We start from the raw sequence: 14,981 nt of genomic DNA on the forward strand, positions 1-14,981 counted from the left end.
AGGGAGATCATGATGGCTAAGAGCTGGGACGAATACGCAGCAGACTGGGATAATGAACCTTCTGCATTATTGTATGCGGATAAAGCCTTTGAATCTCTTCAAAAAATTGTTGATATTCAAGATTTAAGAGTTCTGGATTTTGGTTGTGGTACTGGTTTGCTAAGTCAAAAGTTGTCTCCACTTGTGAAGGATATTGTGGCACTAGACAGTTCAGAAGCAATGATTGAACAACTTGATGGCAAGCAGCTCCATAACGTAGAACCGGTTGTCGATATTTTAACTCGCGGATTAGTAGCTATGCACCCTGCGTTTCGCCATCAATTTGATTTGGTCGTCGCGTCATCAGTATGCAGCTTTTTACCAAATTATTCAGACGTGGCTGATATTGTCTTTAGCTTACTGGACAAAGGGAAGTATTTCGTCCACTGGGATTGGTTTGCTGAGCACAATGAAGCCGGTGCAATGACCCCGACACATGTCTTGCAAGTTCTGAGTAGCGTCGGTTTTGATGAAGTTGAAGTAACGACACCATTCAGTATTGAGACGCCGAGAGGCAAATCAACAGTGTTAATGGCGGTTGCCAAAAAATAAATCCTATTGAAAAGATTTAGGGCCCGAGTTGTTTCACTCGGGCTTCAGAGCTATATCGTCGTTTGGATAGAGTATTGCGCAATTTCTTCAAGCACCTCAGGATTCGCTATTGCTCCTTTATTTTTGACTTCTTTGCCATGCAGTACTTGTTTTACGGCCAGCTCGACAAGCTTTCCTGACTTAGTTTTGGGGATGTCGCTGATGGCATATATCTCAGCGGGAACATGTCTAGGCGAGCATTTGGTCTTAAGCTGTAATTTGATGTTTGCAATAAGATCTTCATCAAGTTCAACATTACCAATTAATTGAACGAATAAGACCACCTTTTCATCACCATCTACGACTCGACCCACAGCAATAGAATCTTTTACCTTGGTAAGTTGGTTGACTTGCTGATAGATTTCAGCCGTTCCTATTCTCACTCCTCCGGGGTTGAGAGTAGCGTCACTCCTACCGTAAAATATCATTCCACCGCAGGTTGTTTTCTCGACATCGTCACCATGATGCCAGGCGTTTGGATATTTGTCCCAATAGGCGTTATGGTAACGCTCGCCATTATCTTTCCAAAAACCGATAGGTTGATTGGGAAAACTGTTTAGGCAAACCAGTTCACCGCGCTGTTTGACAACAGTTTGGCCTTGTTCATTAAATACTTGTACATTCAAAGCAAGAGCTGGTGCCTGACATTCGCCGCGATATACTGGTGCAATGGGATTTCCTAATACAAAGCAGCCACATATATCGGTACCACCAGAAATAGAAGCTAAATGTAGATCTGTTTTTATTTGCTTGTATACATAATCAAATTGACTCGGATACAAGACTGATCCTGTAGAGCATAAGGTTTTAAGGTGACTCAAGTTATGCTGTTGAATAGGTGAATACTGAGCCTTTTCAAGTGCTTCCAAATATTTGGCTGAAGTTCCGAACAAGGAAACATTATATTTTTCAGCTATGTCCCAAAGAGCACTTTCAGATGGGTACATTGGACTACCATCAAAAATAACTAGGGTTGCGCCGCTAGCCAATGCCGAGACGTGCCAATTCCACATCATCCAACCACAGGTGGTGTAATAAAATATCCGGTCGCGTGGCTGCACATCGCAATGCAGTTGATGCTCTTTTAGATGGTTTAATGTTGTTCCTCCAACTGAGTGAACAATACACTTTGGTTTTCCTGTCGTTCCCGAAGAGTAGAGAATGAAAAGAGGTTCGTTAAACCCGATACGTTGATACTCGATAGGCTGCGGAATGAAGCTGGAAACCAGAGACTCCCAGTCAATGACTCGATCATTTCCGACATAGTTATCATTGGTTTTTTTCAGGTAATTGATACAGCACACATGTTGGATACTCGTTATATGATCAGTAATCTGAGTATTTTTATCTTCCATATGAAAGACTTTTCCATTGAAGCTGTAGCCATTGCAGCAAAACAACACTTTTGGCTGCACTTGACCGAAACGTTCTTTGACACTTTCTGCGCCAAAGTCTGGAGAAGTTGAGGTCCAAATAGCACCAAGACTGGTTGTAGCCAGCATAGCGATAACGGCTTCGGGCATATGAGGTAAGTAACCTGCAACCACATCACCAGATCCGACCCCAGATTGTTTTAGCCACTGTTGCACAAGAGACACTTCATCACACAGTTGTTGCCAAGTGATTTCGGTTTCTTCACCCAGCTCGTTACTAAATAATATAGCGACGGCGTTCGGCTCCTTAAAAGCGTAGGCGAGCAGGTTTTCAGCATAATTCATTCTGGCTTGTGGAAACCATATGGTATCCCGGCTTGGCAAGAGTTGGTTCCATTTCGGCACGCCTTCACCATAAATGCAGTCACCCTTGAAGCCGATAACATCGCAGAATTGCCATAGGTTTGCCCAAAATTGCTTTGGATTTTCTATTGACCATTGATGCAAGTCAGAATAGGACTCTAAAGCTTCACCCTGCATGTTGATATGCTTTATAAACTGATGCAGATTGGATGCCTCTATACGCTGACTAGTGGGTACCCAGATAGGGGCAGGTATGGTGATATCTTGAATAGACATGACTTCCTCGTCTCAAGTAGTTTCCTTTCAAACATGGCTAAGTCTTGTGTTAAAAGCGTCTAAAGTCAAACAAACAGCAAACAATCATATGATTGATAATTAAGAAGAAAGTTTATCTTTGTAAAGAAAATGTTACACAACTCTGTATGGAGGATCTATGAGCGCCGATTGTCACCGATTTAGTCAGGCGATAGGCTTTATGTAAAGGACTTGTTAAAGAGCGTTGCCATGAGTGATTACGTTTCTAAACCTATTAATAATCAAGGGCTTGTGGATTGGAGCCGAGAAGAAGACCAGATTTGGCATGACTTAGTTTCACGCCAACTATCGCTGGTAACTGATAGCGCCTGTAAAGAATATTTACGTGGCTTGGAGTTGTTGGACTTACCTGTCGATAGAGTTCCTCAATTGCCGGAAATTAATCGTGTTTTACAAAGAGAGACAGGATGGGCAGTCGAACCTGTCCCAGCTCTAATTAACTTTGACCGCTTTTTTTCTTTGCTTGCAGACAAAAAGTTCCCCGTCGCGACTTTCTTACGCTCAAGAGAAGAGTTTGACTATCTACAGGAGCCTGACTTCTTTCATGAAATATTTGGCCATTGTGCGATGTTGACTAATCCTGAGTTCGCTCGTTTTACTCAGACCTATGGTCAATTGGGGCGTGATGCTGACAGCAAAGAGCGAGTTTATCTAGCTAGGCTCTACTGGTTTACTGTTGAATTTGGCTTGGTTAAGGAAGGTGAAGATTTTAAAATCTATGGTGGAGGTATTCTATCCTCGCCTGGAGAAACAGTATATGCGCTGAATGACCAGAGACCGGTAAGAGAAATATTTGATATTCATACCGTGCTACGTACACCTTATCGTATTGATATTATGCAGCCAGCATACTTCTATCTGAACAACATCGAACAGCTTTACCAACTCAGCCAAGAGGACTTAATGTCTCACGTCCATAGGGCTATGAAGGCTGGATTACTGTCCCCACTATTTGAACCAAAGGAAAAACAACATGCTTAATGAATTGCGCTGTGAAGCGTGCAGCCCCGAGTCGATCGCATTAACACAAGAAGAACAAAGACTTCTGCTGACGGAGCTGGATAACTGGCAAATTATCATTCGTGATGATATTCCTCAGTTAGAAAAAGTATATAAATTCAAGAACTTTCAACTTGCATGGGATTTTTCAAACAATATTGCTCAGCTTGCTGAAGATGAATTCCACCACCCAGCGATACTTTTAGAGTGGGGTAAAGTGACAGTAACATGGTGGAGTCATGCCATAAAAGGACTGCATCGTAACGATTTTATTTGTGCTGCTAAATGTGACAGCCTAAGTTAATTTTTAACGGCCTGAAGCGACACTTCCCCCAGTACTTCAGGCCTTTTTTATTCCGATTTATCCAATTAGTTTTTCTTAACTAATATTTCGGGCAATGGACATTTGTTCATCACGGCATATTTGAAGCCAGTATTTTAGCGTTTGTTGCAACATTTTTACTTGGTCACCGATTCGGTTAATTTCCTCAATATCTTCGTCGGTTAGGTCTCTTGGTTTGAAGTTGGTATACAGGTCGACCAAATCATTATTGTCTATACCATCGCCTTTCCAATCAATCTGGGTAGTTTTGCCATCTGGGTAATTATACCCTGTTTGGATTTGCCAAGTGGTGTTATCGCACAAGAACTCAAGTGCGGTGCCAGAGCCGAACGTCTTTTTAATTAGATTATCAATTTCAGTTAAGGATCCCGTTAATATCAGCTCAACATCCTCTTGCGACATTTTAGGGTTGTTGGATAACACTTCACTAAGAAGAAATAAGCGTAGCATAGGGCTTAGATCGTCAGCTGTACCCTCTGTCCACCAACCATAGTCATCATAATAGTGGTCGTTGATTTGTGAATATAAGGCATCCGAACCACCTGCATCTTCTAATGCTGACATCACCTCATACAGTAAAGAGCCTTCAGGGATAGTTGCGTTATTCATAATGCCTTCATATAGGCTTTTGGTGACCTCAGCAAGTTCTTCTGGCGTATCATAATCTGATTCATGCAAACCGTGGCTGCCGCTTCCAGTGCTTTCAAGAATATGGCTGATGTCTTCTTTGTTCGCTGCGTACCAGTTTTCCAACCCGTACTTTTCTGGATGAATCATTATTTCTAGTAGTGCGATCTGAAAAAGATCTTCCAGCTCTTCTGGTTGGACACCATCTGCTTCAATGCCTTCTAACATTAGCCACAAAGCCGACTCAAACATTTCTACACCGCCATTTGTCCAACCGTAGATTATTTCTAACTGTTGGCTGTAAGCCTCAATACTAGAGGCTAATGCGAGAGCAATCGCATCCTCGGGATTACTACTCACCATAGACTGGACAACTTGTTTTTGGTGGGCTGCCACCATGGCCAGAACTTCGGAATCTACGGGTTGTTTGTCGAGTAACGCGATGGCGGGGTCTATTTTCTCAAGGTCTCTTTGGGCTTTCTCAATGGTTGCAAGATAGGCTTCAACGTTTTCTGGTGCGACCTTTGGGGTTGTATGCTCAATGCTGCCAAGAAGCGTATTAGTAATTTTGTTGGTTATCATTCCAAAAATTCCTGAAGTAGTGAGGTAAAGTAGGACGACTTAGAGCAATTATAAAGTTGTATTCTAAGTAGTTAGACGGATTTAACCTGAGTTTTTGTGAATCTATGAATGACTTGGGTTGGAGAATCTCAGCATGAGAGCTATAAGTGCTGTGATTTGATGGTTGTCGAAAAATTCAATGCTTTTGACGATCTGTTAAGCTAGATAGAGAGTCAGAAAAGAAAATCCTGACTCTCTATCAAAGATTTAATAATTAGATGTTACGAGCGATAGCCATTTGCTCATCACGACATATCTGTAACCAGTATTTAAGAGTCTGTTGCAGCATTTTTACCTGATCGCCGATTCGGTTCACTTCTTCTAACTCTTCGTCGGTGAGTTGTCTATCTGGGAAGTTTAGAAACAGATTAAAAAAGTAGTCTGAGGGCACTCCATTACCTTGTATATCCCAGCCAAGATCAGGGTTATCATTGAAGCTATCATCTGTTGCCACAAGATACTCAAATACGTCGTCATAAGCACCACTTGTGGTTTCGCTGATAACATTATCAATTTTACTCATATCGCCTGAAAGGACGGCTTCCCAGCTCTCAGGGTCTAGTTCACTATTGATCGCCAGATTGGCTAAGACTGTTAAAGTAAGAAAAGGAGATAAATGCGTAGCGGTGTCAGTGAGTGTAGGGTAATTGCCATTTTGGTTTTGGGGCCAGTTTACAAAACCATCCGGATCTGTATAGTATTCATCCAACTCCATAGAGTCTACTAAGCGATCAATTCCACCGTTGTCATCAATAATACTAAAAACATTAGCGGCTAAACTGTTTGGTGGGATAGTGACATTGTCACTGATTTTTTGCCAGATGACACGATAGGAGTCTCCGACTTGAGTTGTATCACCGCCATATTTTCCTGGATGTTTATGGGCGCCACTACCCGTGAATTCAAATATATCACCACACGCTTCTAAAAAAGCTGGATCAGACAACAAACTGTCCATACCCGGGTATTCATCTGGGTTAGTCATCATATCTATCAGAGCAACTTGAAAGAGATCTTGAAGTAAGCAGTCTGTTAATGGTTGATTGGACATTATACTATCAAACATAATGTCCAACGCTGGCCCAATCACGGCGGCTCCCCCCTCAGTCCATGCTTGTATGTCCTCCAACTGTTTACCATAAGCTTCAATACTTGCAGCAAGAGTCAACGCAATCGCATCTTCAGGATTGCTACTCACCATAGATTGGACCACTTGTTTTTGGTGGGCGGCAACCATGGCGAGAATTTCGGAATCTGCTGGTTGGTTGTCGAGCAAAGCGATGGCGGGTTCTATTTTTTCAAGGTCTCTTTGAGCTTTCTCAATTGTTGCAAGATAAGCTTCAGCGTTTTCTGGCGCTACTTGTGGGTTAATATGTTCAATGCTGCCAAGAAGCGCATTAGTAATATTGTTGGTTATCATTCCAAAGTCCAAATTTATAGAAAGGTTTTTATCGACAATTGCGAGTGATTATAAAATGTTCGAACTAACTATTGGGTGGATATAATCTGAGTTGTTGTGATTGTTTGAGTGTTGAGAAATATAAGTGTCTTTTTTCAGTAATTTTCTGTTTCTTCTGGTCGGTGTTTTTACCTAACCATCTGTTATTAATGACAAAATTTAATTAGTAGTCACTTAATGCATTTTTAACGCTTTAACTTCCTGATTATAAAGGCCAATAAGAAATTTATATTTACTAAGCAAAATTTTTGTATCTGAGAGTATTTCTTGATTGAGCTGCATATAGCGTTGACTTGAGGAACTGTTGATTGCCAAGCCTGCTTGGTTACAGTGATCGTATATACTGGCCCAATTCGCGTAGGCGACCTTAACCTGATCGGATTGTTCGCTTATTCGCTTGGCCTCGCCTTGGAGCATAGCGACAGTTTGCTCAGAGGTCTTGAGCTGCTGACGAATCTGCTTTTGCTCAGAATCACTACTTGATTGAGCCAAAGCGACAAGTTCATTTTGAGTATATTTTTTGTGTAAGAGGGTGGTTTGTCGATGTGAATTTAAAAAATCATTGAAGTTTCTAGCTTTTTCGTTGTACCAGACCTCGATCTCTTGTTGCAAAATGAGTGCTTTGTTCCATGTCGTTTCAACACAGTGACTCGCTGTGCTTTTCATTGGTAAAGTGAACACTAAAGTTGCCGCTATAGTGATATATAGCCTGTTAAATATCATATTAGCTATAGTATTGGTGAAATATGATTTAAGTATAGAAAAGACGCCAAACCTATATGAAAAAGATATTAATGTTTGTTGTACTGCTACTTGGTCTAGCTTGCGCGGGGGGAGGGTATTACATCTTTTACTTTAAGCCGCAGCAAGATGCCGAAGCAGCAGCGGAAAGAGAAAGGAATAAGAAGCCTCCCAAACCTATTATTGGTAAACAAAAAGAGCATAGACATCCTGAGCCCGAAGTAACAGATTACTATGTGAGCCCGGATAAATTGGGTGTGAGAGAGGCACCTATGTATGACGCTTTTGTCGAAAGCTTGGTTTATCGAGGAGAAAAACTGCATATTTTAGAGAAAAAGAATGGCTGGGGTCGCATCTCTCGTTACTATGTTTATGAAGAAGGTGGTGAAGAAATTGCCGAGTGGGTTCCTATGGAAGCCTTAGTTGAAGTTGCCCCGACAATCACAAAGGAGGAGAGAGTAAATACCGTAAGCAGTTATATCGAAAAGTCAGATGATTTCAAACAGCATTTTGAAATGTTTGTGAAAATTTCCGATGAATTGCTAAAAGAAAAGACATGCACCCCAGAAGACTTTGAAGAAACTAATGGATGGATACGCTCACTGACTTTTAAATATCGAGATGTGTATTTTATCTATTGCGGAGGCATTAAACAGGCTAACAAGATTTACCTAGATGTTCGGACCGGAGAAATCTTTTATCGATAGATCAGGTGTTTTACTGATTTTTCTTTACCTAAATTGATGTTTCAATTGGAATTGAGAGGCTAACGTCCATCATTTTAGATTTTTTTATTTGTCCATAATGTCACTAGACATTAGGATGTCAGAGTTCCATTTTATTGGTTTTGTGAATGATTAAGCGCTTTTTTGCATCGTTTTGTTGGATTGTATTGGTTGCCTTGGCATTACCATCGCAAGCATTGTCGTATCTAACAAAGTGCACGAGTGCAGCGAGCCAACCGCTTACTCATAACACCAGCTACGATCCTACTGTTGATTCGGTAGGAAGTAGCCCGATATTCACAAAGTCATCAGAAATCGATGGGCCTAATACACCTGTCTCGAAGTCTGGGGTTGACGCAGACCTGCTAGCCACCGGTCAGTTTGTACGCCTAAGCTCATTGACTCGAGATGGTAACGATACTAAACAAGACTTTCCTTTTGATGGGGACAGTTTTGATAAATCATCCCCAAGTATCACTACAGATACACTTTTTTCTAGCAGTCCAATAAACCATTGGTCAGGGTTTCATTCTCAATACCGAATTTCTGGTTGGAAAGAGTCTAACGCATTGTATGTAGCTCTTAATGGCCACTTCTCATAATCATTCCATTTAAACTAGGAAGTTATTCCTGATTTCTCGCGCTTCTATTTTTGAAGCATATAAAAGCACAATGCATTGTCATTAATGATATTTCTGTTTCTATCAAATGCATTGTTCACTCGGACTATACAAACTTATATAGCTTAAGCATGACTTTGGCTCGGTAAAAAATAACTAAGATATCAATATGAAGAATAGTCACCCGAACAAAAAACAATCTAGAGTGATAAATCGCTATTCCGGATGGAAGTATGCGGTATTAATTGTGACAGTCGTCATCCTGACATTGAGTGCAATACCCACTTGGTATGGGGAGCAACCCTCTATTCAAGTGACAACGTCACATGAAAACAAGGTTGTAGATAATCCACTAGAACTGAATCGAATTTTTGAGCAAAACAATATTCACGTTAAAGAAGTTCGTCAAGAGCAGGGCGGAACGACAGTCGTATTCAATAATGAGACAGACCAAACGAATGCGAGAGAAATGCTAAATACTCTGCTTGATAAGCAAGACTCTATTTCTTTTTCTTACGTGTCTGTAGCGCCCAAATGGTTGAGTGAACTTGGGTTCAACCCAATAAAGCTTGGCTTAGATTTACGAGGCGGCGTTCAATTTCTACTTAATGTTGATGTAGATAAAGCATTTGAAGAGCAGCGCAACACCATTATCGATGAAATCAGAGATATGCTACGTCAAGAGCATTTGCGAGGAGTGAAACTCTCTCAGGTCGGTGTCGATGGGTTTGACCTTAAGAGTAACTCTGGCGACGCCTTGACAAAGTCGGCAAATTATATCCGCCAAAACTATCCGGGTTGGGATGTTAAACGTCACTCTGGTCACTTAGCTGTGAAGCCAACAGTCCAGAATAAGTCGGAATTTCAATCGGTGACCATAAAGCAGAACTTAAAAATTATGCGTGATCGAATTGAAGAGCTGGGTATTACAGAAGCTATGGTCCAGCGTCAAGGTGAGCATAGTATCCGTATTGAACTTCCTGGTGTTCAAGATCCGTCACAAGCTAAGAATGTTATTGGCGCGACCGCCACTCTTGCATTTCATGAAGCTAAATCAGGCTCAGAACCATCGTCTTATGGAGATATTGTTTTAAAAGACAATAGTGGGCGTGATGTTACTTTGTCGAAGCGTCCCGTTCTAACTGGTGAGCATATTGTGAATGCTCGAGCTGGAATGGATAAGATGGGCTTTTCTGAAGTGAATATCTCTCTAGATCATGCTGGTGGCAAGATAATGAGTGACTTCTCTGGAAAGCACATCGGTAAGCCAATGGCAACGGTATATCGTGAGTACACAACTAATGCTAATGGCGAGACAGAAAGGACTGAGAAGGTCATTAGTGTTGCAACCATTCAGTCTCAATTAGGTAGTCAGTTTCGGATCACAGGTGCAGGGTCATTAGATGACGCGCAAAATTTAGCTTTATTGCTAAGAGCAGGTTCATTAACTGCTCCTGTGACTATCGTAGAAGAGCGCACGATAGGGGCCTCTCTTGGAGCTGAAAACATTGAAAATGGCTTTGCTGCCTTGGCTCTTGGAATGGCAATGACTTTGACTTTCATGGCACTGTGGTACCGCCGCTTAGGTTGGGTGGCCAATGTGGCATTGCTGATCAACATGGTAAGCTTATTAGGGCTTATTGCTCTACTTCCCGGTGCAGTCCTCACTTTGCCCGGAATTGCTGGGCTGGTTTTGACAGTAGGTATGGCCGTAGATACTAATGTACTGATATTTGAGAGAATAAAAGACAAAATGGCAGAAGGCCGCACTTTTGCTCAGTCCATTGATCAAGGTTTTGATAGTGCACTAAGTACAATACTCGATGCCAACATTACCACTATGATCACAGCTGTCGTTCTTTATTCAATTGGCAACGGTCCAATTCAAGGTTTCGCATTGACGTTAGGCTTGGGTCTGTTGACCAGTATGTTTACTGGTATTTTCGCTTCACGAGCGATCATTAATTTGGTTTGGGGTCGTGATGGCCGCCGCAATGTAAAGGTGTAATCATGGTTCACTATCTTAAGAATAATATTCGTCGAATTCGTTATATCACCAGCTTCGTTTCAGTCGCCTTGATGGTTGTGTCTCTGGCTGCATTTGTAACTAAAGGCCTAAATATGGGGCTTGATTTTACTGGCGGTATGGTGACAGAAGTTCAAGTAGATAAAAATTTGGGCAATAATGATTTACTTGAGCATCTTAAACCTAACTTAGGTGAATTTACTTCGGTAACCCACTCTGACCAAGAAGGGCGTTGGATTATACGCTATCCAGTACCGGATGAAGGTGTGGAATCTCCTGATATAGCGACGTTATTGACAGATATTTCGCATAAGGTCGATGTAATTAGTAACAGTATGGTTGGGTCGCAAGTCGGTCAAGATTTGGTTGACCAAGGTGGTTTAGCATTACTTATATCTATGATGTGTATTCTTGGCTACTTGTGCTTCCGCTTTGAGTGGAGGCTGGCTAGTGGTTCTTTACTCGCACTTATTCATGATGTCGTTTTGGTATTAGGTTTTTTTGCACTGACTCAGATGGAATTTAACTTAACCGTGTTTGCCGCTATTTTGGCTATCTTGGGCTACTCACTCAACGATTCAATCATCATTGCTGACCGAATTCGAGAGTTGTTAGTTGCAAAGCAGTCAACACCGATAGAAGATATTAATGATCAAGCAGTGATAGCGACGTTTTCTCGGACCATGGTTACATCAGGTACTACCTTACTTACCGTGACCGCTTTATGGATCATGGGAGGTAATGCACTTGAAGGGTTTGCTATTGCAATGTTTATAGGCATTCTTTCAGGCACTTGGTCATCAATTTCAATAGGGACTGTGTTACCAGAATGGCTGAAGCTCGAGCCTAAGCACTACCTTCCCGCAGAAGTAGATTCTGCCCCTTAGCATAGCGTTAAAGCCCCATGATGTTGTTCATGGGGCATATATTGACTACTGAGTGGTAGATTCAAGAAACTCAGTAAAGCGCAGCCATGATTTTTTGTCCGCTTTTTCTCTATAGCGTTCACTATTGAACACAGTGAAAGCATGTGGAGCACCACTGTAAGTGATCATTTCATGGTCTACGTTTTCATTTTCTAGTTCATTAGCTAAGGTTGCAAACTGATCCATAGTAATCGCACTGTCAGCAGTACCATGAAGCACCAATATTGGCGCTGAGGTATCTTTATATGATTGGCCCTCTGGTGTTTTCAGGCCGCCGTGAAAGGTGACAAAACCTTTCGCTTTCATACCTGAACGCGCAGCTTCAAGTGTCGCTGCACCGCCAAAGCAATATCCCATTACTACAACATTATTCGAATCTGCACCAAGACTTTTAGCATAATTTAAGCTGCCTAGTACTAAGGCTCTCAACTTCTCTCGATCCTTGTATAGCTCACCTGTATGTTGTTTTTTATCCTTCACTTCTGTAGGACGAATGCCTTTACCAAAAAGATCCGCTGCGAAGACGTTATAGCCTAAATCATTCAGCATTTTAGCTCTTTTTTCCTCATAGTCCGTGAGGCCATCCCAATCATGAATGAGTAATACCAGTGGCGCTTTCTCGCTCGTTTTTGCCCAGTATCCCTCGTATTCTTGACCATTTACATTGTAAATTTTGTTCTCACCTGCCATAGCTGTGCTTGTCGATAATAGAGCAGTTAAGGTTAATAGTCGTATGTTCATAAATCCCTCCATTCAACCAATGAAGTGTAGTTGCAATGGTATAGTCAGGAAATATTCGACGTCGTATGTATAAAAGAATATCGAACATGTCACATTAAGAGTGTTCTAGGTGTAGCGATTAAATTTTCTATGTTTTGGCTTACGGTCAAGCTTTTGGTAAATGGAATATTATGTAAAGCAGCGAAATCGCAAGTCGCTTTGAATATTGCGTCGAATTCAACTTTTCTTCCCTCGTTGTAATCCTCCTTCATACTGAAGTAACTGCCCTTATATGAAGGGTTGTCCAGTATGGATATGAGCCTAGTTATGTCAAACTCTGGGCGAGGTATGTCGTGGTATTCAAATAAATTTAAAAATTCCTCCTCTATGTTGAGCATAAGTTCTCGGCATAGCGAGCTTTGAGCCAAGCCTTGCATATCTGAGTCGTACACAAATGATGCAGCATTTGCCGCAAAACTTATCAGTAGTTTGGGAAGTCTAACGTGGTGAGCGGTTGGTAGTGGTGTTACTTCATCAAAGACGTATTTGAATACAGCCTCTAGGTGCTTGCTTGGCTGACCTTGATAAATTGTATACAGGCAGTCTTTTAGTTCGTTATGGAGAGTAACGGTATACGGGGAGGAAGTATAGGAGGCTTTTATGTGAGTTGTTGCGCTGACGATACAGTTACTCGAATCTAAACACTTTGCCAGTTTCTCATCTTCCCCAATCCCATTTTGTAATAATACAATGGTTTTATTTTTGAAACCTTTTAGCTGATGAAATACTTTTTTGTTGTGGTAGGTCTTTATGGTTAAAAAGACGATCTCACCATTTATATCCTTGATACTATGAGAAATGCTGTCGGCTTGAGCCAATACAGGAACCTTACAGTCTAATTGTACCTCTCCACTTCGTTCAGATGAACCAAGTATCCACTGGATCTGTGCTTTGGGTAAACTTGATAACCTTGCTGCCACGAATCCACCTAGGCTTCCCAATCCGATAATACTGACTGTTGGCATAATTTCGTCCCTCAAGGTCATTAGTGGTTGATGCGATTAATTGATTGTTTGATTCTAACAGTTTGTAACTATGAATATAAAGTCCTAGAAACCTAATTGAAATTTCAAATTAACATGATATTAACTTAGGTGTTATTGACATCATTAATGCAAGTGATAGCCTGATTGCCCGTTTCGTACCACAACCCATGGAGTGAATAATGATGGTCCGTAATTTATGTGTCTTGGTATTACTGTTAAGTTCTTTTACGAGTTTAGCGGCTTGGAATGACGATAAGGTGGACCTGAGTAATATCGAAGATAGCCTTGAGGGAATTAAAAAGTCACAGCAAAAATCACAAGATAGTATGCACTATGTAAGGACTATTGATGGCTCACAATATGTTCCTGAGCCTAAAAGCAGTCGAGATAAACCTGCATACAGCTACTTCAGTTTAGAGTCATACGACATTTATAGTAGTCAAGGTGGTAAACGCATGGTACAAGCCACGATAACAAACCATTCTGGTAGTGGTGTGTCACTTAAGCCAAGTCAAATAAAAGCCTATTTTGGTAACGAGCAATACGCCTCACCTACACGAATTGTGCAGGATGGAAGTTTTGCGCAGGAAGAGACAAAATCAGTAACTTTGTATTTTGGTGAGTCTAGAGAATCTATTTTAGGGTTACTGACTCGTTCTTATTAAAGTTTTTGCCCATTAAATCTTAGATGACGGTTTGATTGATGTGATTGATAGATGGGGCTTAAATACCCCATCTAAATATTAATTTAAGCCAGTTTAACTAACTTCTCGACGAGCTTTTCTATACCACTTGCTGCTTCACTTATCGTTGAAGCTAACATATAAGCTGGCGTTGACAGAACTTTATGCTCTTCGTCAAAAACGATTTCATCAACAGGGCAGTTGATATGCAGACCGCCCAATGCATTATAGGCTGCAGCAGTGCCTTCATCATTACCAATTGTAGCTTTGACACCATTATCGTAGATCATAGGAATAATGGTTGGAGCGATACACAAGTAACCCGCAGGTTTGTTCGCTTGTGCGAAATCGCGGCAAGCGGATTTGACATGGGTATTTATTCTGCATTCAGCGCCACTAACGGCAAAGTCAGTAAGATTCTTAGCAGCGCCGAAACCTCCGGGGACTAACAGTGCATCAAAGTCGTCAGCTTTTAGGTTTGCTACGTCTTCAATATTCCCGCGGGCGATACGAGCAGCTTCAGTGAGGACATTGCGTTTTTCTGGCATTTCTTCGCCAGTTAAGTGATTAATCACATGTAGTTGTTCAATATTGGGAGCAAAACAATGCCAGCTCGCTCCTTGTTTTTCAAGGGCGTGCAAGGCTAATACCGATTCGTGAATTTCTGCACCATCGTAAACGCCGGAACCACTGAGAATTACTGCTACTTTTGTCATTATTATCTCCTAAGTTTTTACATGGTTATAAGCTGGATTCAGATTACA

15 protein-coding genes are annotated in these 14,981 nt (G+C 41.4%); 8 read left to right on the forward strand and 7 right to left on the reverse strand.

Going from position 1 to position 14,981, the window contains the following annotated elements; genetic code table 11:
- Positions 1-12 precede the first annotated feature (12 nt).
- Complete coding sequence (locus MHN79_RS15365; RefSeq protein ID WP_239173638.1) at positions 13-591, forward strand: methyltransferase domain-containing protein; 579 nt, start codon at positions 13-15, stop codon at positions 589-591.
- Between the two features lie 50 nt (positions 592-641).
- On the opposite strand, the gene MHN79_RS15370 is transcribed toward MHN79_RS15365, so the two are convergent.
- Positions 642-2,642 carry an acetoacetate--CoA ligase gene (locus tag MHN79_RS15370; protein WP_239173602.1) on the reverse strand — a complete coding sequence of 667 codons (2,001 nt, stop codon included), beginning with the start codon at positions 2,640-2,642 and terminating at the stop codon, positions 642-644.
- Between the two features lie 228 nt (positions 2,643-2,870).
- Between MHN79_RS15370 and phhA the strand changes: the two genes are divergently transcribed.
- Together phhA and MHN79_RS15380 are read left to right on the forward strand one after the other, a co-directional pair.
- Complete coding sequence (gene phhA, locus MHN79_RS15375; RefSeq protein ID WP_239173603.1) at positions 2,871-3,662, forward strand: phenylalanine 4-monooxygenase; 792 nt, start codon at positions 2,871-2,873, stop codon at positions 3,660-3,662.
- On the forward strand, positions 3,655-3,984 hold the full coding sequence (locus tag MHN79_RS15380; protein WP_114783627.1) for a 4a-hydroxytetrahydrobiopterin dehydratase: 330 nt from the start codon (positions 3,655-3,657) through the stop codon (positions 3,982-3,984). The genes phhA and MHN79_RS15380 overlap by 8 nt, the downstream gene beginning before the upstream one ends.
- A 75-nt stretch (positions 3,985-4,059) precedes the next feature.
- Here MHN79_RS15380 and MHN79_RS15385 read toward each other — a convergent pair whose 3' ends face one another.
- The 3 genes from MHN79_RS15385 to MHN79_RS15395 all read right to left on the reverse strand — a co-directional run bounded on the left by MHN79_RS15385 (position 4,060) and on the right by MHN79_RS15395 (position 7,396).
- On the reverse strand, positions 4,060-5,232 hold the full coding sequence (locus MHN79_RS15385) for a hypothetical protein (protein WP_239173604.1): 1,173 nt from the start codon (positions 5,230-5,232) through the stop codon (positions 4,060-4,062).
- Between the two features lie 253 nt (positions 5,233-5,485).
- On the reverse strand, positions 5,486-6,691 hold the full coding sequence (locus tag MHN79_RS15390; protein ID WP_239173605.1) for a hypothetical protein: 1,206 nt from the start codon (positions 6,689-6,691) through the stop codon (positions 5,486-5,488).
- A gap of 213 nt (positions 6,692-6,904) precedes the next feature.
- The gene (locus MHN79_RS15395; protein ID WP_239173606.1) at positions 6,905-7,396 is read right to left on the reverse strand and encodes a hypothetical protein; all 492 of its coding nucleotides are present in this window, start codon (positions 7,394-7,396) and stop codon (positions 6,905-6,907) included.
- Between the two features lie 113 nt (positions 7,397-7,509).
- Between MHN79_RS15395 and MHN79_RS15400 the strand changes: the two genes are divergently transcribed.
- The 4 genes from MHN79_RS15400 to secF all read left to right on the forward strand — a co-directional run bounded on the left by MHN79_RS15400 (position 7,510) and on the right by secF (position 11,729).
- Positions 7,510-8,178, forward strand: coding sequence for a hypothetical protein (locus tag MHN79_RS15400; protein WP_239173607.1), 669 nt, complete (start codon positions 7,510-7,512; stop codon positions 8,176-8,178).
- A gap of 146 nt (positions 8,179-8,324) precedes the next feature.
- The gene (locus tag MHN79_RS15405) at positions 8,325-8,798 is read left to right on the forward strand and encodes a hypothetical protein (RefSeq protein ID WP_239173608.1); all 474 of its coding nucleotides are present in this window, start codon (positions 8,325-8,327) and stop codon (positions 8,796-8,798) included.
- 187 nt (positions 8,799-8,985) lie between these two features.
- Positions 8,986-10,824, forward strand: coding sequence for a protein translocase subunit SecD (secD, locus tag MHN79_RS15410; protein ID WP_239173609.1), 1,839 nt, complete (start codon positions 8,986-8,988; stop codon positions 10,822-10,824).
- Between the two features lie 2 nt (positions 10,825-10,826).
- Complete coding sequence (gene secF / locus MHN79_RS15415) at positions 10,827-11,729, forward strand: protein translocase subunit SecF (RefSeq protein WP_239173610.1); 903 nt, start codon at positions 10,827-10,829, stop codon at positions 11,727-11,729.
- Positions 11,730-11,774: 45 nt separating this feature from the next.
- Here the strand turns inward: secF and MHN79_RS15420 are convergent, their stop codons facing one another.
- Complete coding sequence (locus MHN79_RS15420; RefSeq protein WP_239173611.1) at positions 11,775-12,509, reverse strand: dienelactone hydrolase family protein; 735 nt, start codon at positions 12,507-12,509, stop codon at positions 11,775-11,777.
- 89 nt (positions 12,510-12,598) lie between these two features.
- Entirely contained in the window at positions 12,599-13,513 is a 915-nt protein-coding gene (locus MHN79_RS15425; protein ID WP_239173612.1) for a 2-dehydropantoate 2-reductase N-terminal domain-containing protein, read from the reverse strand.
- 200 nt (positions 13,514-13,713) lie between these two features.
- On the opposite strand from MHN79_RS15425, the gene MHN79_RS15430 reads away from it, so the two are divergent.
- Positions 13,714-14,199: a hypothetical protein gene (locus MHN79_RS15430; protein WP_239173613.1), complete on the forward strand. Its 486-nt coding sequence runs from the start codon at positions 13,714-13,716 to the stop codon at positions 14,197-14,199.
- Between the two features lie 83 nt (positions 14,200-14,282).
- Here MHN79_RS15430 and elbB read toward each other — a convergent pair whose 3' ends face one another.
- Positions 14,283-14,933 carry an isoprenoid biosynthesis glyoxalase ElbB gene (gene elbB / locus MHN79_RS15435; protein ID WP_239173614.1) on the reverse strand — a complete coding sequence of 217 codons (651 nt, stop codon included), beginning with the start codon at positions 14,931-14,933 and terminating at the stop codon, positions 14,283-14,285.
- Between the last annotated feature and the right edge of the window lie 48 nt (positions 14,934-14,981).

Origin of the sequence: Vibrio sp. Of14-4, assembly GCF_022347625.1 — a bacterium.
Classification (GTDB): domain Bacteria; phylum Pseudomonadota; class Gammaproteobacteria; order Enterobacterales; family Vibrionaceae; genus Vibrio; species Vibrio pristinus.

What these genes read in the sequence shown, in the direction of transcription:
- MHN79_RS15425 (WP_239173612.1), bottom strand. Translation starts at nt 13,513, where the DNA reads ATGCCAACAGTCAGTATTATCGGATTGGGAAGCCTAGGTGGATTCGTG.
- MHN79_RS15390 (WP_239173605.1), bottom strand. Translation starts at nt 6,691, where the DNA reads ATGATAACCAACAATATTACTAATGCGCTTCTTGGCAGCATTGAACAT.
- MHN79_RS15400 (WP_239173607.1), top strand. Translation starts at nt 7,510, where the DNA reads ATGAAAAAGATATTAATGTTTGTTGTACTGCTACTTGGTCTAGCTTGC.
- elbB (WP_239173614.1), bottom strand. Translation starts at nt 14,933, where the DNA reads ATGACAAAAGTAGCAGTAATTCTCAGTGGTTCCGGCGTTTACGATGGT.
- phhA (WP_239173603.1), top strand. Translation starts at nt 2,871, where the DNA reads ATGAGTGATTACGTTTCTAAACCTATTAATAATCAAGGGCTTGTGGAT.
- MHN79_RS15385 (WP_239173604.1), bottom strand. Translation starts at nt 5,232, where the DNA reads ATGATAACCAACAAAATTACTAATACGCTTCTTGGCAGCATTGAGCAT.
- secF (WP_239173610.1), top strand. Translation starts at nt 10,827, where the DNA reads ATGGTTCACTATCTTAAGAATAATATTCGTCGAATTCGTTATATCACC.
- MHN79_RS15405 (WP_239173608.1), top strand. Translation starts at nt 8,325, where the DNA reads ATGATTAAGCGCTTTTTTGCATCGTTTTGTTGGATTGTATTGGTTGCC.
- MHN79_RS15380 (WP_114783627.1), top strand. Translation starts at nt 3,655, where the DNA reads ATGCTTAATGAATTGCGCTGTGAAGCGTGCAGCCCCGAGTCGATCGCA.
- MHN79_RS15395 (WP_239173606.1), bottom strand. Translation starts at nt 7,396, where the DNA reads ATGAAAAGCACAGCGAGTCACTGTGTTGAAACGACATGGAACAAAGCA.
- MHN79_RS15420 (WP_239173611.1), bottom strand. Translation starts at nt 12,509, where the DNA reads ATGAACATACGACTATTAACCTTAACTGCTCTATTATCGACAAGCACA.
- MHN79_RS15365 (WP_239173638.1), top strand. Translation starts at nt 13, where the DNA reads ATGGCTAAGAGCTGGGACGAATACGCAGCAGACTGGGATAATGAACCT.
- secD (WP_239173609.1), top strand. Translation starts at nt 8,986, where the DNA reads ATGAAGAATAGTCACCCGAACAAAAAACAATCTAGAGTGATAAATCGC.
- MHN79_RS15370 (WP_239173602.1), bottom strand. Translation starts at nt 2,642, where the DNA reads ATGTCTATTCAAGATATCACCATACCTGCCCCTATCTGGGTACCCACT.
- MHN79_RS15430 (WP_239173613.1), top strand. Translation starts at nt 13,714, where the DNA reads ATGATGGTCCGTAATTTATGTGTCTTGGTATTACTGTTAAGTTCTTTT.